The 21,922-nt window shown below is 62.9% G+C and carries 26 protein-coding genes, 2 tRNA genes and 1 pseudogene; 17 read left to right on the forward strand and 12 right to left on the reverse strand.

Annotated elements, in window-relative coordinates:
* The first annotated feature begins 128 nt into the window (after nucleotides 1-128).
* From P3T23_RS08165 to lepB, 3 genes are all read left to right on the forward strand, one after another.
* Entirely contained in the window at nucleotides 129-848 is a 720-nt protein-coding gene (locus P3T23_RS08165) for a FadR/GntR family transcriptional regulator (RefSeq protein WP_429315668.1), read from the forward strand.
* 99 nt (nucleotides 849-947) lie between these two features.
* Nucleotides 948-1,925, forward strand: coding sequence for a Gfo/Idh/MocA family protein (locus tag P3T23_RS08170; protein ID WP_429315669.1), 978 nt, complete (start codon nucleotides 948-950; stop codon nucleotides 1,923-1,925).
* A 78-nt stretch (nucleotides 1,926-2,003) separates the two neighbouring features.
* Nucleotides 2,004-2,705 (forward strand): signal peptidase I, encoded by a 702-nt coding sequence (lepB, locus tag P3T23_RS08175; protein ID WP_429315670.1) that lies wholly within the window; start codon nucleotides 2,004-2,006, stop codon nucleotides 2,703-2,705.
* Between the two features lie 64 nt (nucleotides 2,706-2,769).
* Here the strand turns inward: lepB and P3T23_RS08180 are convergent.
* The 7 genes and pseudogenes from P3T23_RS08180 to P3T23_RS08210 all read right to left on the reverse strand — a co-directional run.
* Nucleotides 2,770-2,988 (reverse strand): annotated as a pseudogene (locus P3T23_RS08180) (ABC transporter permease); the annotation flags it as partial.
* Nucleotides 2,989-3,088: 100 nt separating this feature from the next.
* Nucleotides 3,089-4,114, reverse strand: a complete 1,026-nt coding sequence (locus tag P3T23_RS08185; RefSeq protein ID WP_429315671.1) for a quinone-dependent dihydroorotate dehydrogenase — start codon at nucleotides 4,112-4,114, stop codon at nucleotides 3,089-3,091.
* Between the two features lie 155 nt (nucleotides 4,115-4,269).
* Nucleotides 4,270-5,094, reverse strand: coding sequence for an arginyltransferase (locus P3T23_RS08190; protein WP_429315672.1), 825 nt, complete (start codon nucleotides 5,092-5,094; stop codon nucleotides 4,270-4,272).
* 61 nt (nucleotides 5,095-5,155) lie between these two features.
* Nucleotides 5,156-5,935: a leucyl/phenylalanyl-tRNA--protein transferase gene (aat, locus tag P3T23_RS08195; protein WP_429315673.1), complete on the reverse strand. Its 780-nt coding sequence runs from the start codon at nucleotides 5,933-5,935 to the stop codon at nucleotides 5,156-5,158.
* Nucleotides 5,936-5,948: 13 nt separating this feature from the next.
* The gene (locus P3T23_RS08200) at nucleotides 5,949-6,494 is read right to left on the reverse strand and encodes an NUDIX hydrolase (RefSeq protein WP_429315674.1); all 546 of its coding nucleotides are present in this window, start codon (nucleotides 6,492-6,494) and stop codon (nucleotides 5,949-5,951) included.
* A gap of 134 nt (nucleotides 6,495-6,628) precedes the next feature.
* A complete protein-coding gene (locus P3T23_RS08205; RefSeq protein WP_429315675.1) occupies nucleotides 6,629-7,954 on the reverse strand; it encodes a glycosyltransferase family 87 protein in 1,326 nt (441 codons plus the stop codon).
* A gap of 444 nt (nucleotides 7,955-8,398) precedes the next feature.
* Nucleotides 8,399-8,475: transfer RNA gene (locus tag P3T23_RS08210), tRNA-Met, on the reverse strand.
* Between the two features lie 203 nt (nucleotides 8,476-8,678).
* Between P3T23_RS08210 and P3T23_RS08215 the strand changes: the two genes are divergently transcribed.
* Complete coding sequence (locus tag P3T23_RS08215) at nucleotides 8,679-9,176, forward strand: heme-degrading domain-containing protein (RefSeq protein ID WP_429315676.1); 498 nt, start codon at nucleotides 8,679-8,681, stop codon at nucleotides 9,174-9,176.
* Nucleotides 9,177-9,186: 10 nt separating this feature from the next.
* Nucleotides 9,187-9,519 (forward strand): DMT family transporter, encoded by a 333-nt coding sequence (locus P3T23_RS08220; RefSeq protein WP_429315677.1) that lies wholly within the window; start codon nucleotides 9,187-9,189, stop codon nucleotides 9,517-9,519.
* A gap of 28 nt (nucleotides 9,520-9,547) precedes the next feature.
* Here P3T23_RS08220 and P3T23_RS08225 read toward each other — a convergent pair whose 3' ends face one another.
* Together P3T23_RS08225 and P3T23_RS08230 are read right to left on the reverse strand one after the other, a co-directional pair.
* Entirely contained in the window at nucleotides 9,548-9,901 is a 354-nt protein-coding gene (locus tag P3T23_RS08225) for a hypothetical protein (RefSeq protein ID WP_429315678.1), read from the reverse strand.
* 58 nt (nucleotides 9,902-9,959) lie between these two features.
* Nucleotides 9,960-10,157 carry a hypothetical protein gene (locus tag P3T23_RS08230; protein ID WP_429315679.1) on the reverse strand — a complete coding sequence of 66 codons (198 nt, stop codon included), beginning with the start codon at nucleotides 10,155-10,157 and terminating at the stop codon, nucleotides 9,960-9,962.
* Between the two features lie 263 nt (nucleotides 10,158-10,420).
* Here P3T23_RS08230 and P3T23_RS08235 point away from each other — a divergent pair, with 263 nt between their 5' ends.
* Both P3T23_RS08235 and P3T23_RS08240 read left to right on the forward strand, forming a co-directional pair.
* Complete coding sequence (locus P3T23_RS08235; protein ID WP_429315680.1) at nucleotides 10,421-10,696, forward strand: hypothetical protein; 276 nt, start codon at nucleotides 10,421-10,423, stop codon at nucleotides 10,694-10,696.
* Between the two features lie 175 nt (nucleotides 10,697-10,871).
* Nucleotides 10,872-11,159: a DUF1488 domain-containing protein gene (locus tag P3T23_RS08240; RefSeq protein WP_429315681.1), complete on the forward strand. Its 288-nt coding sequence runs from the start codon at nucleotides 10,872-10,874 to the stop codon at nucleotides 11,157-11,159.
* Between the two features lie 12 nt (nucleotides 11,160-11,171).
* Here P3T23_RS08240 and P3T23_RS08245 read toward each other — a convergent pair whose 3' ends face one another.
* Nucleotides 11,172-12,140: an NAD-dependent epimerase/dehydratase family protein gene (locus P3T23_RS08245; protein ID WP_429315682.1), complete on the reverse strand. Its 969-nt coding sequence runs from the start codon at nucleotides 12,138-12,140 to the stop codon at nucleotides 11,172-11,174.
* 164 nt (nucleotides 12,141-12,304) lie between these two features.
* Between P3T23_RS08245 and P3T23_RS08250 the strand changes: the two genes are divergently transcribed.
* Both P3T23_RS08250 and P3T23_RS08255 read left to right on the forward strand, forming a co-directional pair.
* Complete coding sequence (locus P3T23_RS08250) at nucleotides 12,305-13,057, forward strand: TetR/AcrR family transcriptional regulator (RefSeq protein WP_429315683.1); 753 nt, start codon at nucleotides 12,305-12,307, stop codon at nucleotides 13,055-13,057.
* Nucleotides 13,058-13,130: 73 nt separating this feature from the next.
* Nucleotides 13,131-14,270, forward strand: coding sequence for an enoyl-CoA hydratase/isomerase family protein (locus tag P3T23_RS08255; RefSeq protein ID WP_429315684.1), 1,140 nt, complete (start codon nucleotides 13,131-13,133; stop codon nucleotides 14,268-14,270).
* A gap of 81 nt (nucleotides 14,271-14,351) precedes the next feature.
* Here P3T23_RS08255 and P3T23_RS08260 read toward each other — a convergent pair whose 3' ends face one another.
* Nucleotides 14,352-14,777: a hypothetical protein gene (locus P3T23_RS08260; protein WP_429315685.1), complete on the reverse strand. Its 426-nt coding sequence runs from the start codon at nucleotides 14,775-14,777 to the stop codon at nucleotides 14,352-14,354.
* A 505-nt stretch (nucleotides 14,778-15,282) separates the two neighbouring features.
* On the opposite strand from P3T23_RS08260, the gene ssuD reads away from it, so the two are divergent.
* The 6 genes from ssuD (at nucleotide 15,283) to P3T23_RS08290 (ending at nucleotide 19,693) form a co-directional block, all read left to right on the forward strand.
* Nucleotides 15,283-16,440 (forward strand): FMNH2-dependent alkanesulfonate monooxygenase, encoded by a 1,158-nt coding sequence (gene ssuD / locus P3T23_RS08265; protein ID WP_429315686.1) that lies wholly within the window; start codon nucleotides 15,283-15,285, stop codon nucleotides 16,438-16,440.
* 60 nt (nucleotides 16,441-16,500) lie between these two features.
* Nucleotides 16,501-17,307 carry an aliphatic sulfonate ABC transporter permease SsuC gene (ssuC, locus tag P3T23_RS08270; protein ID WP_429315687.1) on the forward strand — a complete coding sequence of 269 codons (807 nt, stop codon included), beginning with the start codon at nucleotides 16,501-16,503 and terminating at the stop codon, nucleotides 17,305-17,307.
* Nucleotides 17,304-18,302 (forward strand): ATP-binding cassette domain-containing protein, encoded by a 999-nt coding sequence (locus P3T23_RS08275; RefSeq protein ID WP_429315688.1) that lies wholly within the window; start codon nucleotides 17,304-17,306, stop codon nucleotides 18,300-18,302. Before ssuC ends, P3T23_RS08275 begins: the two co-directional genes overlap by 4 nt.
* Before the next feature lie 47 nt (nucleotides 18,303-18,349).
* Nucleotides 18,350-18,565, forward strand: coding sequence for a TOBE domain-containing protein (locus P3T23_RS08280; protein ID WP_117333809.1), 216 nt, complete (start codon nucleotides 18,350-18,352; stop codon nucleotides 18,563-18,565).
* 518 nt (nucleotides 18,566-19,083) lie between these two features.
* Complete coding sequence (locus tag P3T23_RS08285) at nucleotides 19,084-19,278, forward strand: hypothetical protein (protein WP_429315689.1); 195 nt, start codon at nucleotides 19,084-19,086, stop codon at nucleotides 19,276-19,278.
* A gap of 169 nt (nucleotides 19,279-19,447) precedes the next feature.
* Nucleotides 19,448-19,693 (forward strand): DUF6566 family protein, encoded by a 246-nt coding sequence (locus P3T23_RS08290; protein ID WP_429315690.1) that lies wholly within the window; start codon nucleotides 19,448-19,450, stop codon nucleotides 19,691-19,693.
* 135 nt (nucleotides 19,694-19,828) lie between these two features.
* Here the strand turns inward: P3T23_RS08290 and P3T23_RS08295 are convergent, their stop codons facing one another.
* Complete coding sequence (locus tag P3T23_RS08295) at nucleotides 19,829-20,101, reverse strand: hypothetical protein (RefSeq protein ID WP_429315691.1); 273 nt, start codon at nucleotides 20,099-20,101, stop codon at nucleotides 19,829-19,831.
* Between the two features lie 311 nt (nucleotides 20,102-20,412).
* Between P3T23_RS08295 and dusA the strand changes: the two genes are divergently transcribed.
* Both dusA and P3T23_RS08305 read left to right on the forward strand, forming a co-directional pair.
* Nucleotides 20,413-21,414, forward strand: a complete 1,002-nt coding sequence (gene dusA / locus P3T23_RS08300; protein WP_429315692.1) for a tRNA dihydrouridine(20/20a) synthase DusA — start codon at nucleotides 20,413-20,415, stop codon at nucleotides 21,412-21,414.
* Nucleotides 21,415-21,511: 97 nt separating this feature from the next.
* Nucleotides 21,512-21,587 (forward strand) — tRNA-His (locus P3T23_RS08305).
* Nucleotides 21,588-21,922 lie beyond the last annotated feature (335 nt).

Here is a 21,922-nt window from a genome sequence, read left to right on the forward strand (position 1 = left end):
GTCAGGACGTTTCCCACTGGCGCATCGTTTCCGAACCAAGCAACGTACTGAAAAAACATCTATTACGCATACGAGGGCAAGGCTCAACAGGCTACTCAGGCGACAGGCGCCGCATCGGGGAGAGTGTCATGGAACAGGCGAACAAGGACCGCTCGTTGGTCAGCAAGGTGATGGATGGACTCGTCACGGGCATCGTCGAGGAAAAGTACGGTGCTGTGCTACCGCCGCAGGATGTATTGTCGAAGGAATTCGATGTGAGCCGGACAGTGATGCGCGAGGCACTGTCGATGCTGCTCGCGCGTCACATGCTCGATGTGCGGCCGAAGATCGGCACCCGCATCCGGCCCATGCGGGACTGGCGCATGATCGACGAAGAGGTCGTGAACTGGCGTTTTCGCGCGAAGCCCGATCCGGCGTTTCTGCGCGACGTGATCGAGTTCCGCATGCTGATCGAGCCGCGCGCCTCGGCTCAGGCCGCTTCGCGCGGGAGTCCGGCGGACGTCGCCGGCATTCGCGAGGCATTCAACGCATTCCGCGAGGTGCGGCCAGGTGAGCCTGGCTATCAGGCCGCCGATGAATTGCTGCACACGCGGATCGTCGTAGCGAGCGGCAACCAGTTTTTCCAGCAGATGGCGGCCATCATTCGCGGGGCGTTGTCGACCGTGAATCCGATCGTCACCGAGAAATCCGGCCTCTGGGAAGCGATCGTGGACACGCACAGCCGCATCGTCGATGCGATCGAACGGCATGATCCGAAGGAAGCGGAAAGCGCCTCGCGCGCGCTGATCGACTTCACCGCCGACGAGATAAGCAAGACGTATGCCGTCGAGCGGCAGATGCCCGGATGACGATGTGCTTTCAGTGAGGCGGGCGGCGCTGTCGCGGGCCTGGCGCCAGGATGGGCGACAATAGCGGTTGCCATCAACCTCGCTGGAATTGATACATCGATGAAAGACAACACCGTGATCCGCTGGGGCATCGTCGGTACGGGGCGCATCGCGCGCCGCTTTGCGCTTGGGCTTGGACACGTGCCCGGCGCACGGATCACTTCTCTCTGGTCGCGGCGCAGCGAGCCAGCCGCGGCCTTTGCCGCGGAATTCGGCGGCACCGTGCAGGCGAGCCTCGACGCCCTGCTCGCGAGCGACATCGACGCCGTCTACATCGCCACGCACCAGGACAGTCACGCCGACTATGTAATCGCCGCGCTCGAGGCTGGCCGCCACGTGCTGTGCGAAAAGCCTGCGACGGTGAACGCGGCGCAACTCGATCGCGTCATCGGCGCGGCGCGCGCCGCGCAACGGCTCTTCATGGAGGCGATGAAGCCGCCGTTTTATCCGCTGTATCGCCAGCTGCGCGCGCATCTCGCCGCCGATCCGATCGGCGCGGTCGGGCTCGTGCGGGCGGGCTGCTCAGTGCCCGGCGTGCCCGACGATCACCCGTCGGTGTCGTTCGAACACGCGGGCGGTGCGCTGCTCGATATCGGCATCTATGAGATGTTTCTTGCGGTCGACTGGCTTGGCGCGCCGCTCGACGTGCAGACGATCGGGCGCCTCGGGCCGACCGGTGTCGACGTCTTCGCAAGTCTGAACAGCCGGCACGAACACGGCATCGCACAACTGTTCTGCGGTCTCGATCTGGCCGGCAAGGGCGATGCGCTGATCGCGGCAACCGGCGGCCATGTGACGATCCACGAAAACTGGTGGAATCCGGCGCGCGCGACAATCCGCTATACGGACGGCCGTGTCGTGGAACTCGATGCGCCGTTCGAGGGCGGCGGGCTCAACTACGAGACGGCCCACTTCTGCGAACTGATCCGCGCAGGACAACTCGAGAGCCCGGTGATGACGCACGCGAAGTCGCGGCAGATGATCGCCATGGCCGACGCTGCACGCGCGACGCTCGGCGTGCGGTTTGCGGGCGAGTGATACGATCTGCGCGAGCGCGCGGCGGTTGGCGCGCTCGAGCTTTCGATTTCCTTCCGATGGGAGCGGGTTGTGACACGCATGCTGAGCAAATTCTGGCGCGACAACAAAAGCCTGTTCGCGTTTCTCGTTCTGATGGTGCTGTTTCGCAGCGCGGTGGCCGACTGGAACGTCGTGCCAAGCGGCTCGATGCTGCCGACGATCCGCGAGGGCGACCGCATCCTCGTCAACAAGATGGCGTACGACCTGCGCATTCCGCTCACGCACATCGCGATCGCACATCTGCATGCCCCGCAGCGCGGCGATATCGTGACGGTCGATTCGGCGGCGGCGCATGAGCTGATCGTGAAGCGCCTGATTGGCCTGCCTGGCGACCGTGTCGCGATGCGCGACAACGTGCTGTATGTGAACGGCGCGCGCGCGAACTACCAGCCGCTGGCGATGACGCCCCTGCCGGGCGATACCTTTTCGCCTGGCGAGTATCTGAGGGAGCGTTTCGACGGCGTGTCGCATGTGGTGCGGCTGTCTGAGGTCTCGCCGAGTCCGCGTCGCTCGTTCGGGCCCGTGACGGTGCCGGCGGGCGAGTATCTGATGCTCGGCGACAACCGCGATGACAGCGCCGATTCGCGTTACTTCGGTTTCTTTCCGCGCAGTGAGTTGATGGGCCGCACGCGTCACGTCGCGTTTTCGCTCGACCCGGATCACTACTACAAGCCGCGCTTCGACCGTTTCGGCGTGGCGCTGGATGGCGCGTCGCTGACAGCTGCGCGCCAGGGTTCGTGAGTGTCGCTGGTATCGGCTGGTAGCGCTGGTATTGCCGCGCGTCTTCAGTGAAGCCGCGCGGCGCTCAATGCCGCGTCGGCAGTGCGAGGTGGCGTTCGTACCAGCGCTGTGCCCATTCGAGCACCTGACAGAGCACCCGGTAGACTGCCGCGGCTGCGAGATAGAGCGGCAATGGCTGATATGTCGACGCGATGATCTCCTGCGCGCTGCGCAGCAACTCGGTGACGGTGATCACCGATACGAGCGACGTGTCCTTGATGAGGCTGATCAGACTGTTCGACAGGCCTTATTTGCCCGGGGTGGGCGGTGATTTCAGCGAGGATGACAGTCGCCAGGCAATCGATATTTTTGCTATCGATTGCCTGCTTCCAGATGAGGGTGAATCAGGCGGCCAGAGCCTGCGCGCATTCGGCGACGAGCGCCGGGCCGCGATAGATAAAGCCCGTGTAGAGTTGCACCAGCGAGGCGCCGGCAGCCAGTTTGGCGCGCGCGTCGTCGCCGGAGAAAATGCCGCCGACGCCGATGATCGGCACCGTTTCGCCGACTTCGGCGCGCAGCTTGCGGATCACTTCGTTCGACGCGTCGAACACCGGCCGGCCCGACAGGCCGCCGGCCTCGTCGGCGTGCGGCAAGCCGGCGACGGCGGCACGCGAGAGCGTCGTGTTGGTGGCGATCACGCCTTCGAAGCGATGGCGCAGCAGGGTGTCGGCGATCGACTTGATCTGCTCGTCGTCGAGATCCGGCGCGATTTTCAGCGCGAGCGGCACGAGCTTGCCATGCAGGTCGGCGAGACGCTGCTGCTTGTCCTTCAGCGCGGCCAGCAGCGCGTCGAGTTCGTCCGCGCCCTGCAACTGGCGCAGATTCTTCGTATTCGGTGACGAAATGTTGACTGTCACATAGCTCGCGAACGGGTACACGCGCTCGAGGCAGTACAGGTAGTCGTCGGCGGCGCGATCGATCGGCGTATCCGCATTCTTGCCGATGTTCAGGCCGAGAATGCCGCGATAGCGCGCCGCCTGCACGTTCTTCACGAACTGGTCGACGCCCGCGTTGTTGAAACCCATCCGGTTGATAACCGCATTCGCTTCGGGCAGCCGGAACATGCGCGGCCGCGGATTGCCCGGCTGCGCCCGCGGTGTGACCGTGCCCACTTCGATGAAACCGAAGCCGAGCGCGGCGAGCCCGTCGATGCACGCGCCGTCCTTGTCGAGACCGGCGGCGAGGCCGACCGGGTTGCGGAAGGTGAGGCCCATCACGGTGCGCGGCGAGTCGGGCACGCGAGGCGCGAGTGCGCCGGCAAGACCGGTGCGGCCGGCGGCGCCGAGCAGGCGCAGCGTCAGATGGTGGGCGTCTTCCGCGTCCATGCGAAAGAGTTGGGCGCGTACGAGCGGGTAAAGGGAACTGAACACGGGACGAAGCCGGACGGCCAGAAAATGAGAACCCGCTATTTTAGCGGTTTCATGAGATCAAAGTCCGGGATCGCGGGTCGCGCGCAACGGGAATCGCAGAGAGCTCGTTTGCGCTGCGGTTTGCGCCGAGATTCGCGCTGTGGTCGTGCCGTATCTCAGGGCGTGTTGCCACGCCGGCCGCCGTGCGCCACCGCGTCGACCGGCGCAAGCGCGGGACCTGTCGCATCGAGCACCGTCCATGCACCGTCATGGAGCCCTTCGAGCGGGCGGAAGTTCGCCTTGTACGCCATCTTCGGACTCTCGCGGATCCAGTAGCCGAGATAGACATAGGGCAGCTTCAGGCTGCGCGCCTGCTCGATCTGCCAGAGGATGTTGTAGGTGCCGAAGCTCGTGTGCGACTGATCGGGTTCGAAGAACGTGTAGACCGACGAGAGCCCGTCCCCGAGGATGTCGATCATGCTGACCATCCGCAGGATGCCGGGCATCTCCGGGTGGCCGGGGTGCGGCGGCTCGCGGAATTCGACGAGGCGCGAATTGATCCGGCTTTGCAGCAGGAACTGCTCGTACTGGTCCCGGCTGTCGCGATCCATGCCGCCGCCTGCGTGCCGCGCCGACTGGTAGCGCATGTAAAGCGCATAGTGCTCTTCGTCGTAGTGCAAGGGCGCCACCGTGGCGATCAGTTCGCCATGCTTTCTCCAGACCCGGCGCTGCGTGCGGTTCGGCTCGAAGCGCTCGACCGGCACGCGCACCGGCACACAGGCCCTGCATCCGTCGCAGTAGGGCCGATAGGTGAACACGCCGGAGCGGCGAAAGCCCGCCTTGACGAGTTCGGTGTAGACGTCGGAGTTGATCAGATGGCTGGGTGTGGCAACCTGCGAGCGTGCGATACGCCCTTCCAGATAACTGCAAGGGTAGGGCGCTGTTGCATAGAATTGCAGCGCCGAAAGCGGTGAAAGCGGCAGCTCGTTCGGGTGAGTCACGTTGGCAGCTCTCGAAGCGTTTCTGGTATTGCAAACCCGGTGGCCGTTGCCGTGCCGCGGACTAGCCGGATCGTTTGCCCTTCGTTTGCCCCTCATCGGGGCCGCACGCCGGTTGCGCGATGACGTCGGCGAGCGCGGTCTTGTCGAAGCGCCAGGGGATCGGCGCAGCATCGACAGAGGCGCCGACATGCGCGACGAACGCCTTGCGGGCTATCTCGCGACCGCCCAGTGACGCCAGATGCGACGTGTTCTGCTGGCAGTCTATCATTTCTATTTCGTGACGTCGCAAGTGGCCGACGAGCGCAGAGAGGGCGATCTTCGAAGCATCCGTGACCTCCGCGAACATCGATTCACCGAAAAACATGCGTCCGAACGACACGCCATAGAGACCGCCAACGCGCCGGCCTTCGTGCCAGGTTTCGATACTGTGCGCATCGCCGACGCGATGCAGCGACGAATAGGCGTCGATGACATCGGCGGTGATCCATGTGCCACGCTGGCCATGCCGCGGTGTCATCGCGCAGGCACGCATGACGCCGGCGAAGTCCTCGTCGACGCGGATTTCCCACGCGTCGTCGCGCAGCACGCGCTTGAGCGTTTTTTTCAGCGACAGCGAGACCTTGAATTCGCGCGGGCGCAGGATCATGCGCGGGTCGGGGCTCCACCAGAGCACGGGCTGGCCGTCCGAATACCAGGGGAAGATGCCGCGCCGGTAAGCGTCGATGAGTTTTGACGGCAGCAGATCGGCGCTTGCCGCGAGCAGGCCGGGTGCGCCGCTTGCCGCGCCGAGCGCGCGCTCGACGGGCGGAAACGGATCGTCGGGTCCGAGCCAGGGAACCATGCGTGCGGCCTGCTCAACCTTCGCGCAGCGAGCGGAAGATGTCGCCGGTATGCAGGCCGTAGCTGCCGGACATACGGTCAGCGAAGAAAAACCGCAGCGTCTGGCCGACGGTCGGGAAGGCGATGTCGTCCCACGGTATCTCATGCTCTTCGAAGAGCCGCACTTCCAGGCTTTCTTCGCCGGCTTCGATGTCGACATCGAGCAGCCGCGCCATGTAGAACAGATGCACCTGATGCACGTGCGGCACGTTCAGGAGCGAAAACAGGTTCTGCACCTCGACGCGTGCGCCGGCTTCCTCGAGGGTTTCGCGCGCGGCGGCTTCGGCCGTTGTTTCGCCCATTTCCATGAAGCCCGCGGGCAGCGTCCAGTAGCCGTAACGCGGCTCGATCGCGCGGCGGCACAGCAGCACCTTGTCGTCCCAGACCGGGACCGTGCCGACGACGTTGCGCGGATTCTGATAGTGCACGGTGCCGCAACTGGCGCAGACGAAGCGCTCACGGTTGTCGCCGGGAGGAATGCTCAGACTGACGGCGTTGCCGCAAACAGAACAGAATTTCATGGAAAGTGGGCGAGGAATGGTGATGGGAGTTTATCACCGGGGCGGGGCGGCACGATGACGCCCGGTGCCGGCGCGATGAACCGGGTCGGGCACCGGCCCGGTCGATCCGCCTGGCCAGCCCCCTGCGTCTGGTTCTAGTTAGAGGCACCCAGGGCGTCGCCGCGCGCGCCAAAATTGAGCGCGTGAATCAGTGTGAGCAGAGCGAGGACCCCCGCGAGCATCCAGTAGCCGCCTAGCCAGTGTGCAGTCAGCAGATACGAGATCGCCAGTGTCGCGAAGCCGAGCGTGCGCATCGGCGTCGCCTTGCGTATTAGCAGTGCGAACATCGCGGCGATGTAGACGGTTGGCAAGATGCTGTAATCGTGCTCCCAGGCAATCGGCGACGCGAGCGTAAACGTCAAGGCGGCTCCGGCAAAATCCAGCAACCCGAGCCGCGGCCGGCTAAAAAGCGGAATCAGCAGAGCCGCGGCGATCAGCGCGGCGGATGACGCAACCGTGCCGGCATAGACGAACGGATCGAATGAAGGGAAGCCACGGGCCTGCCAGACGTTGGGATCGCCAGTCCGGTAGAGGGCGTTCAGAACGCCGTTAATCGACTGGTTGGGTCGATAGACTTCGCCTGTGCGTGATACCGCGTGCAACACCGAGAGGTAGTCGAGATGGTTTTGTACGCCGAAGACCGACAGCGATGCGGCGAGCCCAGCCAGCACCATTACGCTCCAGCCTGCAACGAAGCGCCATTCGCGCCGCAGCAGGCCCCAGACGAAGAACAACATGAATAGAGGTTTGATCAGGCAGATAAGGCCGATCAGCAGGCCCGACAGTCCCTTGCGGCGCAGGAGCCACGCGAGCGCTGCGAATGCAAACAACGCGTTGATCCAGCTTTGCACCTGGCCGATGGTCAGTGCGGCGAGCAGAGGGAAAAACAGCAGCGTGCCGCACGCCGCTGCCGCTGCGATCGGCCAGCGCCTGGAGGTACAGCCGGGCGAGCGCAGCGCCAGCGTGAAGGCGAACGCGCCGGACGCCAGCACGTTAAGCAGAATGAGGAGGCAGTCGAAGCGATTGAGAGCAGCATTGCCTGGATGGATGCCGAAAAGCGACAGGGTGTACAACGGCAACAGACTGCTCGGCGGATCCTGGAATTTGATCCCCTCGACAAAGAACAGCTGCTGATACATGCGACCGCCCGGATTCTGCAAGAACCAGTCAAGCGCTGCACGCATCGATTCCCAGGAGTCCTCGGCCGCAGGGAGGCCGGTCACCCACGCAGACATCCCGACTCGCAGCAAATGTGTCAATGACGGAAACGGCGAAACAATCCACCTTGTCACAAGGTCAACCATTGGCGACACGACGAACACGAGCAGAAAGAAATAGAGCTGGTATCTTCCGACGAGATTTTCATCGGCCGCGTTCTTCCGCAGCGGTCTGGCGCCGTCAACTGTCGTGTTGGAAGGCATGCCTTGCTCCTTGCAGCGTTCAAACTGTTCTCGATGCGCGTTCGGGAAAAAGCCGCCCATCTTGAACGACTGCGTTGCAGTTTGGGAGTGCTGTCTTGATCTTCGTGTTCGTTACCCCACCGTTCGACGATGATTGAGTGGAGTTGCCGGGCGGCCAGCTTTGCAAGACGCGAGGTAGATATCCGTATCGGCGCCGAGAGGACAACTGCGCTCAGATCAGGTGTAGGGTGAGAAGATCCAGCGAGGCTCGTTTCCCGGGCGACGACAAGCACAGAAAGCCTGCAGGATTCGCGTGAATGTTGGTATGAGACGCGACAGGATGGCTCGTGTGTCTACTGTCTACGCAGATCCCAAGGGCGGGGAGAGCCTTCGTTTCGACGGAGAAGCCCGGAAAACAAAAAACCCGCATAAGCGGGTTTGATGGTGCGACGGGAAACTGCTTGTTGGTTGCGGGGGTAGGATTTGAACCTACGACCTTCGGGTTATGAGCCCGACGAGCTGCCAGACTGCTCCACCCCGCGTCCGTCGAAGAAAAGATTATAGGGCAAACGCCATCGTGGCGCAACACCTTTTTAAGAACCGACTTCAACGCACGAGTTGAAGTCGCGCGTGCGCTGCTTTGCGACGCCTGCAGAACGGGCAGCCCGATGCGCTGCGCTAGAATCGGAATTCGCTTTGCGCCGCATCGCGGGCGCGCGTTCAACTCTCTCGGTTGTCTTTGCTCATGGATATCGTTCACGATCTGCAGTCGATTGTCGCTCAGGAAAAAGCCCTGGTGTTTCCCCGTTTCGACGCCGATCGAGCGTGGCAAGTGGGTGCCTATCTGCACGAGATCGCGAAAGCGCGCGGCCTCCCGCTTGCTATCGATGTGCGCACCTTCGGTCAGCCGCTATTCTTTTGTACGCTTGAGGGCGCGACGCCCGATAACGTCGACTGGGCGCGACGCAAGGGCAATGTGGTCGCGCATTTCCGTCGCAGCTCGTATGCGATCGGACTGCGCATGCAGCAGGCCGGCACCACGCTCGCGGAAAAGCATGCATTGCCCGCGAGCGAATACGCGTCGCACGGTGGTGCGTTCCCGTTGACCGTGGCGGGCGTGGGCGTTATCGGATCGATCACGGTCTCAGGGTTGCCTCAGCGCTCCGATCATGAACTGGTTGTCGAGGCGCTGTGCGCGGTGCTCGAACAGGACTACAGCGCACTTGCACTCGCGAGAGCCTGACGCGATGCGCATGCCTCCCTACGCCTTGCTCGCCCTTGCCATTGTTGCCGAAGTCATTGCCACCTCCGCGCTGCGTGCGTCCGACGGTTTCTCGCGTCTGTTGCCTGCCGCGGTTGTTGTGGCCGGATACGGCATTTCGTTTTATTGCCTGTCGCTGACGCTACGAAGCATCCCGGTCGGCATCGTTTATGCGATCTGGTCCGGCGTCGGCATCGTGCTGATCACACTCGTTGCGATTGTGATGTATCGCCAGGTGCCCGATTTCGGAGCGGTCTGCGGACTCGGGCTGATTGTCGCTGGCGTGGTCGTGCTCAATCTGTTCTCGACGATGCAGGCGCACTGACGGGCACGCGTGTTGCCGACAGGGCAGCTTACTTGCAGCGAATGATCATCGAACGGTTCTTCACATTCGCCGACACGACGTTGGTGACGCCGCCGCCCGCGGTGCCGCCTTCGTCATTGTCTTTCGACACGATGTCATAGCCGGTTGCTCCGCACGCGTTGCCGGCCTGCACGTAGCACGATGCCCAGCTCGAGCCGGCATCCGCGCCGCTGCAGTTCACCGCGAAGCCGGTATCGCCATTCGGCAGGTTGATCAGCGAGGTCGTATTCGACGACGCGCAGGCCGACAGAGACGCAATCAGCAGGATCGCTCCGGGCAAGGCGACGATGCGCGCCATGGCGGAAAGGCGGGTCGGGTGCATGCGCCGCTCGAGAGACTTCATCGTGTTTCCTCGTGAATGATGTTTCGACAGTGCGAACGCTCGCAGCCGCTGGTGGGCGTCATGCGATGCCCGGATCGATCCGGATTCCCGCGCTGCAGATGATGCGGCGACTTTCGGCGCCGCTTTCGGTCGCGGCGTCTTCCCATATGCTGATGGCCTTCGGTATGTCGATGCCGTGACTTTCGGCATATACAAACCAGCTGTTGGCTGCATCGGGCTCCGGGACTTCGCTGTTTTGGAGGAAATATTTTCCCATACTGATGTCTCACTTCTCGAATCTGTGCGCGGCGACGACTCGCCAGGTATCCGTTTCGACCCCCGGCGCGCGTACAAGTGCGCAGATGATCGCGCATCCGGGTGTCGAACTTATTGTCACCGACATTGACTGAATGGTCGTGGCGAAGCGCGTCGCCTACGGTGCAGACTTCGGCCGTAGAGTACAGGAATCACAATCCTGGACGCTACGGACCGACAACCGGCGACGTGCAAACTTCCCGTAAGAAAAAGGTGGGGGTCGAGATGGCAGAACGAGTAAGCGGTCCGTATCGCGGTTATTACATCAGCGCTGCTGCGCGCCTTGTGCCGGCGCACGAGCCGGTACCGCAGGCCGGTGGTCATGAAGGGCTGTATGTCGGTGCGGTCAGCCTTGCGCAACGCGGGCCGGATGACGTGCATCGTATCGAGACGCTCCTTGAACTGGGCGACGAACATCAGTTCGCAACCGAGGCCCACGCACTCGAATACGTCGAGCGCGCGGCACGCGAGTATATCGACCGGTTGTTTGGCAGCACCTGAAGCAACGTTGACCTTCGATCGCGTTGCCCGGAGCCCCCCGTGGTCCCGACAGGCGAGAGGTCAACCGCGACTGGACCCCGGTGCGCCGGGGCGAGTACCATAATCTCCGCTGTGCACTTGCCGCGCCAATGTGCGTCGCAAGCGTTTTCTGCCGGATTTTCCTGATGAGGTAACCATGGAAATTCGTTTTCTCGCGGATGCGCCTGCTTATCGCGACTCGAACCTGACCCTCGTATTTCCCGCGCTCGTGGATGGCGAGCCGGTGCCCTGTGCGATTTCGGTCGAGGCGCTGGAGGACCACTTCGGCGCGCAATCGAACGATAGCGAAGGCTGGCGCAGGGCTTTCGACGCGGGCCGCGCACACATCGAAGCCGTTGCGCGCGAACATCTACGCATCAGCAACGGCACGCCGGTTCTGCTGAGGAGCGGCCACTTTCCGCCCGGCAACGTGCCCGGCGCGTGACAGGCGATGCGCTCATGCGGCTTGCCGAACTGCGGCGCGCGCGGCCGCGAGCGACTGGACGATTCCTTCTTCGTATGGGGTCTTTCTGATCGGCCCGATCAAGGTCTGCAACGCCGTATCGTCGAGGACGACAGGATCCGTCAGCAGATAATGCATTTCCACGAGTTCCCGCAGCACCGGATTGAACAGCCCGAGCGCGCGTAGCATCGGTTTGCCTGCTATCGTCAGCTTCGGCGTGCGGTTGCACAGGGCGTACGCGCGTTCCGCTACTTCGCGCTGCGTAATCGTCCCCGCGCCGGCAAGATGCAGCACACGGCCGAACGCTTGCGGCGTGCGCGTCAACGTCTCGACGACCGGACCGAGATCCGGGATGAAAACGAATTCGTGCGGCATGTCGACCGGACCGATCATCTGCGCGCGCGTGCCGCGCGCGGCGCCTTCGAACACGCCGTGCAGGAAACTGCGCTCGATGCCCGGACCGTAGAAGTCGGGCAGGCGCAGCACCAGCGTCTCGAGCCCGTTATGGCCGTGCGCATCGAGGACGAGGTCTTCCTGCGCGAGGCGCATTTTCCCCTTGAACGTATGGGGCTCGCGCGGATGGGATTCCGTGACCGGCCGGCTCTGCGGCCGCCCATATGGATACACGGTGCCGATCAGGATCAGTCGCTGGACGCCCGCGGCGATCAGCCCGTCGAGTGTCTTCTGCATCAGCGGCGGGTGAGTGGCGAACTGGTGATAGGGCACACCGACAAGGTAGATCGCCGTCTGCAGACCGGCTGCCGTGGCCGCGATCGAAGCGGGATCTTCCGGGTTCCATGTGACGATTTCCGCGTTCGGATCGGTGCCGAACGATGCCTGTAGCGCCGCCCGTCCGCGCCCGATTACCCGGTAGGGCCGTCCGGCAGCACCAAGCGCCGCGGCGATGCTGCGTCCAGCCGCGCCCGCGGCGCCGAACAGGCCTGTTTTCCCTGCAGTTTCCATGACGACTCCTCTGCTCCTGATGTAAGGCGGTTCGGCCTCGTCCGCGAGGCGAGCCGGGCGATTTCACTGATCTGGCTGATGGACAAAAATTTACTGAACGTCGTTTAATTAACGGTGTTCAGTTTAATTTGACTTTTCAGTTTGTCAACCTGAAAATGCAGAGCATGGGCATCGCTGAAAGAAAGAACCGCCAGAAGCAGGCGCTGCGCGAACGCATCCTTGATGCGGCGCGGCGCATCGTGATGCGCGAGGGTTTTGCTGCGCTGTCGATGCGCAAGATTGCCGACGCCATCGAATATTCACCGGCCACGCTGTATCTGCATTTCGAGAATCGTGACGAGATCGCGCGGGCGTTGTGTTCCGAAGGTTACGCGCAACTGCTCCGCAGCTTCGAGCCGCTCGTGCAGATCGCTGACCCGGCGGATCGCCTGAGGGCGCTTGGCCACGCATATGTCGCCTTTGGCATCGCACTTCCGGAAACCTACAGGCTCATCTTCATGGAAGATCCGAGCTATACCAACGCCACGCTGATCGAGGCCGCGGATGCGTCGGACGAAGCCGGCGACGCTTCCTTTCGTCTGATGGTCGACTCAATCGACGAACTGAAAGCCGCAGGCCGGCTGCCGGCGTCGGCGGAAGGGGCGGTCTGGGCTGAAGCGCTGTGGGCGACCATGCACGGCATCGTGGCGTTGAATCTCACGTGTCCGGTTTTTCCGCGCACGCCAATCGGCACGCTCGTCGACGTATCGTTTGATGCGTGGTTCGGCTCGGCGAACAGGGTCGTGGCCACCGACGAGGTCAAGGCGGACGCAAAACCCGCGCCGCAAGCGTCGCCCGAATCTGCTGTGCCGGTAGCCGCGCCCGGCCGGGTACGGACGCGCCGCGCCGCGCCGAAGCCGGAAACGCCGCCCGCGTGATACCGTTCAGGTTCCCGATTGTTCCCATTGTTCCCGTTGTTCCGATTGTCCCGATTCGATCGCGTCCTTATCCATGTCCACCATTGAATCGACCGCCGTCAGCGACGAAATCGTCACCTACGTCGCGAACCACATCGGTTTCATCGAGCTCGCAAGGCCTCGCGCGCTGAATGCGCTATCAACCGGCATGATCCGCGCGATGCACGTCGCGCTCGAACGCTGGCGAGAGGATCCGGACGTGCTGGCCGTTGTCGTGCGCAGTCCGCATCCGCGTGCGTTCTGCGCGGGTGGCGATCTCCGCTTCCTGTATGAGGCGGCGCAGCGTGGCGAGCGAGATGCGATCGACACGTTCTTTATCGAGGAATATGCACTTGATCACGCAATCTTCACATATCCCAAGCCGTACATCGCGTTGATGAACGGAGTCGTGATGGGCGGCGGCATGGGTATTTCGCAGGGGGCGCATCGTACAGGCGGCCTGCGGGTGGTGACCGGTTCGACCCGCATGGCCATGCCGGAGACGCGCATCGGACTCTTTCCCGATGTGGGCGCAGGATGGTTTCTCGCCCGTACGCCGGGCGCGCTCGGCCGCTATCTGGCCGTGACAGGCGAGACGATTGGCGCGGCGGACGCGCTTTACGCCGGTCTCGCCGATACCTGCATCGGCGATGCGGCGCTGCCGGCGCTCATCGACAGATTGAAGAGCGAGTCGTTCGAATTGGGCGCCGACGTTGTCGCGTACGTCGCGCGTGAGGCGGGCGAGCACAAGCTTGCACATGCGCCGGAGAAGTCGCCGCTCGCGGCGGCCCGGACAATGATCGACCGGCATTTCGCGAAGCCTGACGTCGGGCAGATTCTCGCGTCGCTCGAAAACGAGCAGGGCTGCGGTGACACCGAGCGGGCCGAATGGGCCGAGCAGACCATCGCGGTATTGCGCGAGCGCTCGCCGCTATCGATGGCGATCTCGCTGGAAGTCGTCACGCGCGGGGAAGGCTCGATGGCCGACTGTCTGCGTCGCGATCTGGATCTGACGCGCTCGTGTGTCGGGCATGGCGACGTGATCGAAGGCATTCGCGCGCGCATCATCGACAAGGACAACCGTCCGCACTGGCGCTTCGCGCGGATCGAAGACGTGACCCAGGAAGACGTGGCGAAAATGTTCGAGAGCCCGTGGCAGGCTTCAGAACATCCGTTGCGCGAACTGCAGGGCTGAACACGGCAGGGTTGAGCGGCTAATCTGACCGCCGTTCAGTCCGCCAGTGCCACGACGTGAGAAGAACACGCCCGGCCGCGTTCAGACATGCTCGTCGGCGGCCATGAACGCGCGCATGAACACGAGCGCTCCCCAGCCCCACATCGCGTTGCCCGCGAAGCCGACGGTCAGCCGGGGCAGCATGTTGCCGCTCGGCCAGATGCCGCGCAGCGGATCGACGACAAACACGCTTGCAGCCGTCAGCGCCACGCCGCCGAACACGAACGCCTGAATCCACGGCGCCCGGCGCTCAGGCGCTACGCGCAGCAACCACGCCATCAGCACAGCCCATACGGCGCTCCAGATCGCATTCGCAATGAACGTCGGCAGACCGAGCGGCAGGAACGGGTCGGTCGAAAAGCCGGTTGGGTCAATGAGTCCCGCGGCATGCAGCAGCGCGAGCGTCGATTCGTGGAAGAACAGGGAGGCGAGGAAGCCGGATACGAACGGCAGGATGATCTTTTGCATGCATTGAACCGCCAGGGGCACAGGCCGCAAAGCGCCGCCGTGCCGGATTATCGGAAAACGTGCGCCATTATATAGTCCGCCGACGCCCGCTCCGGAGTGCGTCGGCCCGTATGCTAAAGCGTCGGGCTAATCACGAAAGTGGAAAACCTAAGCTAAAAAAAATCGTTCAAAAGCTTGAGGGCCGTCCATAGACTGTTTCCCCATGCAGACGGTGTTGCCGTCGCCCATCCGGTGCGCGAATGCGTGCGCATGTTCCGTCGAGGGAAACCGTCGCGATGTCCAGTCAGGTATCGATCTTCGTCAGTTCAGCCGCCTCGCTATCCTGCGAGGGTTGTCGCCGGGTAATGTCCGCGCCTTTCACGACCTTGAGTTGAGGCGCCGCGCGCGCGTGTCCACTCACGCTTCGTCCGTGTGCCCGTTGATCAGGCGGGCGCCCACGGTCGAGCGTTGCTGAACGCGTCGACCCGACCGGATCCATCCAGTTTCGAACAGGCAGGAGCAGCATATGAATGTGTTCTGGTTCATCCCGACCCACGGCGACAGCCGCTATCTCGGTACTTCCGAGGGTGCGCGCGCGGCCGATTACGACTACTTCCAGCAGATCGCCGTCGCAGCCGATACGCTCGGCTACGAGGGCGTGCTGCTGCCGACAGGTCGTTCTTGCGAGGACGCGTGGGTCGTCGCATCGAGCCTGATTCCGGTCACGCGGCGCCTGAAGTTTCTCGTTGCGATCCGTCCGGGGATTGCGTCGCCCGGGCTGTCCGCGCGCATGGCGGCAACCTTCGACCGTCTCTCTGGCGGGCGTCTGCTGATCAACGTCGTGACGGGCGGTGATGCCGCTGAACTGGAAGGCGATGGCGTGTTCGTCGACCACGATACGCGCTACGAGATCACCGACGAGTTCCTCCGCATCTGGCGCAACCTGTTGACGGCGGCGCACACAAACGATTCGATCGACTTCATCGGCAAGCACCTGAAGTCGAAGGGCGGCAAGGCGCTGTATCCGAGCGTGCAGAAGCCGCACCCGCCACTCTGGTTCGGCGGCTCATCGCCGGCTGCGCACGAGATGGCAGGCGAGCATATCGACACCTATCTGACGTGGGGTGAACCGCCGGAAGCGGTTGCGAAGAAGATCGCCGACATCCGTTCGCGTGCCGAAGCACGAGGCCGCAAGATCAGGTTCGGCATCCGCCTGCATGTGATCGTGCGCGAAACCGAAGACGAAGCGTGGGCCGCCGCCGACAAGCTCATCAGCAGGCTCGACGACGAAACGGTTGCACGGGCGCAGGCGTCGTTTGCGAAGATGGATTCGGAAGGTCAGCGGCGCATGGCCGCGCTTCATGGCGGCAAGCGCGGCAGCCGCCAGGACCTCGAGGTGTATCCGAACCTGTGGGCGGGCGTGGGCCTCGTGCGCGGCGGCGCGGGCACGGCGCTCGTCGGCAGTCCGGAGCAGGTCGCGGCGCGCATGAAGGAATATGCGGACCTTGGTATCGAAACCTTCATTCTGTCCGGCTATCCGCATCTCGAAGAATCGTATCGCTTTGCCGAACTCGTCTTTCCGCTGTTGCCGAACCGGCGGAGCAAGATCGCGGATGGTCCGCTCTCGGGACCGTTCGGCGAGATCGTCGGCAACAACTATTTGCCAAAGGCGAGCCAGAGCTGACAGGACGCATCGGCGCGCATCGGCTTGGCGTAGAACAACGCATCGGGAAGGAAAGGCTTCATGGCTCAAACGAATGTAAACGCAGGAATCCTGCGTAGACTGGGCGCGCACGTCGCGCCGTGGATCGCACCGCTCCTGATTCTCATCGCGTGGGAAGCCGCTGCGCGCAGCGGCATTCTGTCGACACGCGTGCTGCCCGAACCGCTCGCGGTCGTGAAGGCCGCGTGGTCGCTGATCCAGTCCGGCGAGATGTGGGCCGACGTGAAGGTGAGCACGTGGCGCGCGGTGTCGGGTTTCGCCGTCGGCGGCGGAATCGGTCTCGCGCTCGGGCTTGCGACCGGGCTCTTCAGGCCGGCCGAAGTTGCGCTCGATTCGACCGTGCAGATGATCCGCAACATCCCCGCGCTGGCGATGATCCCGCTCGTGATCCTGTGGTTCGGAATCGAGGAGGAAGCCAAGGTGTTTCTCGTCGCGCTCGGCGTGTTCTTCCCGGTGTATGTGAATACCTACCACGGCATCCGCTCCGTCGACGCGAACCTGATCGAAATGGCGCGCAGTTACGGCGTGAAGGGCCTCGCGCTATATCGGCATGTGATCCTGCCGGGCGCGTTGCCGTCGATACTCGTCGGCGTGCGGTTCGCGTTCGGCCTGATGTGGGTGACGTTGATCGTTGCCGAAACGATCTCCGCGCAGTCAGGCATCGGCTATATGACGATGAACGCACGCGAGTTCCTGCAAACCGATGTGGTGGTGGTCGGCATCCTGCTCTATGCCGCGCTGGGGAAGGTCGCCGACCTGCTGGCGAAGACGCTCGAGCGCGTCACGCTGCGCTGGCATCCCGCGTATCAACGAGGAGCGAAAGCATGAGTGCAATCCCATTTGCGACGTCGTTCGGTGGTGTGTCCGGCGCGGATCTCGAAGCGGAACTCGCCCAGCCGCGCACGCGCGATCATGACGCCGACGAAGCTGCCGCGTTCGAGCGTGGCGATGGGTCGCTCGACGTGAGCGGCGTTTCGGGCAGACGGGTCGAAACGCAGCCCCTTGCCCGGGACGCGCAGCGCAAGGCGGATTACGCGGTCGAACTGCGTGGCGTCGGCAAGCAGTATGGCGAGCGCTCCGTGCTCTCGGATTTCAACCTGTCGATCGAGCGCGGCAGTTTCGTGGCGATCGTCGGACGTAGCGGCTGCGGGAAGTCGACTTTGCTGCGGCTCGTCGCGGAACTCGAGGCGCCGGATGCCGGCGTGCTCGCACAGCATGCCGATCGCGGCGAACCGCTCGACACGCGGATCATGTTTCAGGACGCGCGTCTCCTGCCGTGGAAGACCGTGCTGCAGAACGTGATGCTTGGCCTGGGTCGCGGCGCTCGCGGCGATGCGCGCGCCGTACTCGCGGAAGTTGGCCTCGCCGAGCGCGCGAACGACTGGCCCGCACAGCTTTCCGGCGGACAGCGTCAGCGCGTGGCACTGGCGCGTGCGCTGGTGCATCGTCCGAAGCTGCTGCTGCTCGACGAGCCGCTCGGGGCGCTCGACGCGCTTACGCGCATCGAAATGCATGCGCTCATCGAGCGGCTGTGGCTCGAGCATCGCTTCACCGCGCTGCTCGTGACGCATGACGTGCACGAAGCCGTCGCGCTCGGCGACCGCATCCTGCTGATCGAAGACGGGCGCATCGCACTCGACCAGCCCGTGCCGCTCGTGCGTCCGCGTGCGCGCGCGTCGGCCGGATTCGCCGCGCTCGAAGATCACGTGCTGCAACGTGTGCTGAAAACCGCCCCCAACGATGACGCCCTGTCGCATCGCGCCTATGAGGTGCGTGAGTCGGGGCGGCTCGCGCGGCCGACGGAGGTCCGTTGGGCCGTCTGATGTTCCTTGCCTGACCGTTTCTTATCGATCCAATGGAGTCACTCGACATGAGCATTTCCGCAATCAACGTACGCAATCAGTTCAAAGGCAAGGTCAAGGAAATCATCCGCGGACCGGTCGTGTCCGAAGTCGATGTCGATACGCCATTCGGTATCGTCACGTCGGTGATCACGACGCGCTCCGTCGACGAACTCGAATTGAAGGTCGGCGCGGAGGTCGTCGCGCTGGTGAAGTCGACGGAGGTATCGATCGCGCGTCTGTGAGGCGCGCCACCGCCTCGCGGCCGGATGCGCCGGCGGGTAGCGGACTACTTCGCGATTGCTGCGCTGGCCGGCAGCTTGTGCGTCATCCTGTCGTTGGTGGCTTTGTTCGGGCGCTTGATGGGCATGTTGTCCGGATTATCCGTATGCGCGCCGCCGGATGCCGTCTCCGGCTGTCGCGCCATCGACCTGCCATTGTCTTTGCGCGCCTGCTGCTAGGTGACAGATTGCGCGAACGCGAACCCGCACCCGCACCCGTTCGCCAGGCTGAACACCGATAGCGCGATCACACACTTGATCGCTGCATGTTTGACCTGTTTCATTCGACCCTCCTCAACCGCTTTCAATGCCGCAGGCCTTTTGAGGGTAGATCCGGGATCCGGCAAATCATTTTCGTCGCGGCCTGGTTCTGGAGCCGCGGCTACCTTCGCACGGTCACCGATTGAAGGTTTGTCCCTGATCGCCACTGCGCAGTCCCACGAAAGTGCTACGATAAATTGAGCATCACGACGGAGACGGCCATGTCGAAGTCCTTGAGTCCTGAGGCAATTGAAGCGCTGCGGCGTCTGAACGAAGTAGCGGCGGGGCAGGTTCCGCCTGAACTGGCGTCGGGCGTTGCGGCCGAACTGCTGCGTGCTGGCGTTGCAGCCCAGAGTGCGGACCGCGTCGAAATCACCTGCGACGGCAGAAAATACCTGTCCGGCGATTGCGACTGACGCGGTGAGCGCGGTCGGGCGACCGCAATTTCCGGCAGCTGGCGGGTGGATTGTTGCGCCTCTGCGCGATCGATGAGCCAGTTGCGAATGACGGGCGTTGCTTCGCCCGCTGGGTCGTTGCGCGTTATCTGTCGGTGAATGGGCTGTGATTGAGCGGTCAGGAGGCTGCATGGAGCCCAAAGGCAATGATATGGGCGACTACCAGGAGCGCTATAAGGATTACGACATCGAAGTCGCGGTCGAACAGGTGCTCACGGGCGTCAAGGCGCATTTTCGGGTGCTGAAGGGTGACGCGGTCGTCGCCGGCTGGCGGCTCGTGCATATCGACGGTCTCTGGTCCACCGAGCATGCGGCCGCCGAGGCCGGGCTTCGCGCGGCGCGCGAGGCGATCGACGGCGGCCTCCTAATCGGCTGATTGCACGGCTCCGCGCGAACGGGCGGGGCGGTCGTACTGGAGCGAGGCAGAGGCCTCGAAGCCACGAGCGGAAAAACTGAAAGCCGGGTGTCCCGTGGAGGACACCCGGCTTTCCCGTTGCCAGCCAGCCGTCGATTAACGGCCGAAGTAGACCGAACCCGGGCCGGTCGAGGCAGTACGGCTACCAGATTGCGACGTCGACGCGTTCACGCCACCGTACGCAACTTCGCCGTTGCCGGCTTGCGAGCGTTCTGCGGCAACTGTCTGCGCGTTCTGGCCTTGCTGCGAAGCAGGTGCGCCAACGGTCGGGTTATAGTGGGGAGCCGGGCCGTAGCCGCTAGCGAATGCAGGCGCGGCGATCGAGGCGGAAGCGGCGATGAGGACAGCGGCGATAAGCTTGCTCTTCATGATGATGACTCCAATAAGCGTTGATTTCTGGTTACGAAGACGTTGCAGAAGGGCTTTGCTTTGGAACCCGGCTCAACGTCGATGGAGTCAGTGTATTCCCTTACTATCGAAAATTTGTACCCATAATTTGAATTTACTTTTCTTCAAACAGGAATAATCGCGGAACGTCTTATGCGAGGCGGATTTCCGCTGTTCCGGCCCTGTTCTGACACGAAACATTGGCTAAATTGATCTGGCGCTTATATGCCGGCAGGTCTGCGGACGCGCTTGCGGTAAAATTGCGCTTTGATTTCTGCCGTCTGGCCGTTCCCATGTCTTTATCCCGTTCCGCCAGTCCTCGCCGCGTATCCGTGGCGCCCATGATGGACTGGACCGATCGCCACTGTCGTTCGTTGCATCGCATGCTGTCGCGCCACACGTGGCTTTACACGGAGATGGTCACGACGGGCGCGCTGATTCACGGCGACGTCGCACGTCATCTGGCATTCACTCCTGGCGAAGCGCCCGTCGCGCTACAACTAGGCGGCAGCGAACCCGACGACGTCGCACGCTCGGCAAAACTCGGTGAGCAGTGGGGCTACGACGAGATCAACCTGAATTGCGGATGCCCGTCGGAGCGCGTGCAGCGCGGTGCGTTCGGTGCATGCCTGATGAACGAACCGCAACTCGTCGCCGACTGTGTGAAAGCGATGCGCGACGTGGTGTCAGTGCCGGTGACAGTCAAACATCGGATCGGCGTCGACGCGGTGGAAGAGTACGGCTTTGTACGCGACTTCGTCGGCACCATTGCCGAGGCCGGCTGCGACGTGTTCATCGTGCATGCGCGCAACGCGATTCTCAAAGGCCTCAGCCCGAAGGAGAATCGCGAAATCCCGCCGCTCAAGTACGACTACGCGTATCAGCTGAAACGCGATTTCCCGAACCTCGAGATCATCCTCAATGGCGGCGTTAAAACGCTCGACGAAGTGGAGATGCATCTTCAGCACGTCGATGGCGTGATGCTCGGGCGTGAGGCTTATCACAACCCGTACGTGCTCGCCGACGTTGATGCACGGTTCTATGGTTCACCGGATGCCGCACTGAGCCGTGAGCAGGTCGAGGAGAAGTTCATCGAATACTGCGCGGCGGAGCTTGCTCGCGGAACCTACCTCGGCGGTATCACGCGGCATGCGCTTGGTCTCTATCGTGGTGTGGCCGGTGCGCGTGGCTGGCGTCGTGTGCTGTCGGATAGCAGGAAGCTCGCGGCCGCCGATCTCGCGATCTTCGACGAAGCACGCACTCATCTGCGCGAGCCTGTCGAAATGTTTGAATAAAGGGCTAGGCAAACGTAATTCATGTTTGTATAATCTCGCTTCTTGATCGGTTAGCCAGTTCACGGCGAGCCAGATGTAGTCAAAAGTTGTATCAGTGGTGGCTGTAGCTCAGTTGGTAGAGTCCAGGATTGTGATTCCTGTCGTCGTGGGTTCGAGTCCCATCAGCCACCCCAGAAAGTCCTTTTTCCTCAGTTACTTACGTTCCACTCGCTATTTCGCATAGTGAATTCTGGAGCGGCAAATCAAATTTTTGTATCTATGTTGTCGCGTTAGCGGCCTTGACCTTGCGTCGTCATGCTGTCGCTGTATGACTTACGGGTCACATGCGGGGCACATTCGCAAGCGTAGCGGTGGCTTTGCCGCTTCGCGGTGATTCGTTGCGACGCCCCATTTGAAGCTTGCCCGCTTATGCAGGCATTCATTGCCTTTCCTTTGTCGATATGATCGTTGGGGTCCTGACGTCCACGAGAGGCTCTGCAGAAAGCCTGTCGCAGTCGTTTGGATTTTC

The organism is Paraburkholderia sp. GAS448 (genome assembly GCF_050435685.1).
In the GTDB taxonomy this organism is placed as follows: Bacteria; Pseudomonadota; Gammaproteobacteria; order Burkholderiales; family Burkholderiaceae; genus Paraburkholderia.

Excerpts from the sequence above, each read along its gene's own strand:
- P3T23_RS08165 (WP_429315668.1), top strand. The coding sequence starts at position 129 with ATGGAACAGGCGAACAAGGACCGCTCGTTGGTCAGCAAGGTGATGGAT.
- P3T23_RS08170 (WP_429315669.1), top strand. The coding sequence starts at position 948 with ATGAAAGACAACACCGTGATCCGCTGGGGCATCGTCGGTACGGGGCGC.
- lepB (WP_429315670.1), top strand. The coding sequence starts at position 2,004 with ATGCTGAGCAAATTCTGGCGCGACAACAAAAGCCTGTTCGCGTTTCTC.
- aat (WP_429315673.1), bottom strand. The coding sequence starts at position 5,935 with ATGGTTCCCTGGCTCGGACCCGACGATCCGTTTCCGCCCGTCGAGCGC.
- P3T23_RS08200 (WP_429315674.1), bottom strand. The coding sequence starts at position 6,494 with ATGAAATTCTGTTCTGTTTGCGGCAACGCCGTCAGTCTGAGCATTCCT.
- P3T23_RS08205 (WP_429315675.1), bottom strand. The coding sequence starts at position 7,954 with ATGCCTTCCAACACGACAGTTGACGGCGCCAGACCGCTGCGGAAGAAC.
- P3T23_RS08215 (WP_429315676.1), top strand. The coding sequence starts at position 8,679 with ATGGATATCGTTCACGATCTGCAGTCGATTGTCGCTCAGGAAAAAGCC.
- P3T23_RS08220 (WP_429315677.1), top strand. The coding sequence starts at position 9,187 with ATGCCTCCCTACGCCTTGCTCGCCCTTGCCATTGTTGCCGAAGTCATT.
- P3T23_RS08225 (WP_429315678.1), bottom strand. The coding sequence starts at position 9,901 with ATGAAGTCTCTCGAGCGGCGCATGCACCCGACCCGCCTTTCCGCCATG.
- P3T23_RS08230 (WP_429315679.1), bottom strand. The coding sequence starts at position 10,157 with ATGGGAAAATATTTCCTCCAAAACAGCGAAGTCCCGGAGCCCGATGCA.
- P3T23_RS08235 (WP_429315680.1), top strand. The coding sequence starts at position 10,421 with ATGGCAGAACGAGTAAGCGGTCCGTATCGCGGTTATTACATCAGCGCT.
- P3T23_RS08240 (WP_429315681.1), top strand. The coding sequence starts at position 10,872 with ATGGAAATTCGTTTTCTCGCGGATGCGCCTGCTTATCGCGACTCGAAC.
- P3T23_RS08245 (WP_429315682.1), bottom strand. The coding sequence starts at position 12,140 with ATGGAAACTGCAGGGAAAACAGGCCTGTTCGGCGCCGCGGGCGCGGCT.
- P3T23_RS08250 (WP_429315683.1), top strand. The coding sequence starts at position 12,305 with ATGGGCATCGCTGAAAGAAAGAACCGCCAGAAGCAGGCGCTGCGCGAA.
- P3T23_RS08255 (WP_429315684.1), top strand. The coding sequence starts at position 13,131 with ATGTCCACCATTGAATCGACCGCCGTCAGCGACGAAATCGTCACCTAC.
- P3T23_RS08260 (WP_429315685.1), bottom strand. The coding sequence starts at position 14,777 with ATGCAAAAGATCATCCTGCCGTTCGTATCCGGCTTCCTCGCCTCCCTG.
- ssuD (WP_429315686.1), top strand. The coding sequence starts at position 15,283 with ATGAATGTGTTCTGGTTCATCCCGACCCACGGCGACAGCCGCTATCTC.
- ssuC (WP_429315687.1), top strand. The coding sequence starts at position 16,501 with ATGGCTCAAACGAATGTAAACGCAGGAATCCTGCGTAGACTGGGCGCG.
- P3T23_RS08275 (WP_429315688.1), top strand. The coding sequence starts at position 17,304 with ATGAGTGCAATCCCATTTGCGACGTCGTTCGGTGGTGTGTCCGGCGCG.
- P3T23_RS08280 (WP_117333809.1), top strand. The coding sequence starts at position 18,350 with ATGAGCATTTCCGCAATCAACGTACGCAATCAGTTCAAAGGCAAGGTC.
- P3T23_RS08285 (WP_429315689.1), top strand. The coding sequence starts at position 19,084 with ATGTCGAAGTCCTTGAGTCCTGAGGCAATTGAAGCGCTGCGGCGTCTG.
- P3T23_RS08290 (WP_429315690.1), top strand. The coding sequence starts at position 19,448 with ATGGAGCCCAAAGGCAATGATATGGGCGACTACCAGGAGCGCTATAAG.
- P3T23_RS08295 (WP_429315691.1), bottom strand. The coding sequence starts at position 20,101 with ATGAAGAGCAAGCTTATCGCCGCTGTCCTCATCGCCGCTTCCGCCTCG.
- dusA (WP_429315692.1), top strand. The coding sequence starts at position 20,413 with ATGTCTTTATCCCGTTCCGCCAGTCCTCGCCGCGTATCCGTGGCGCCC.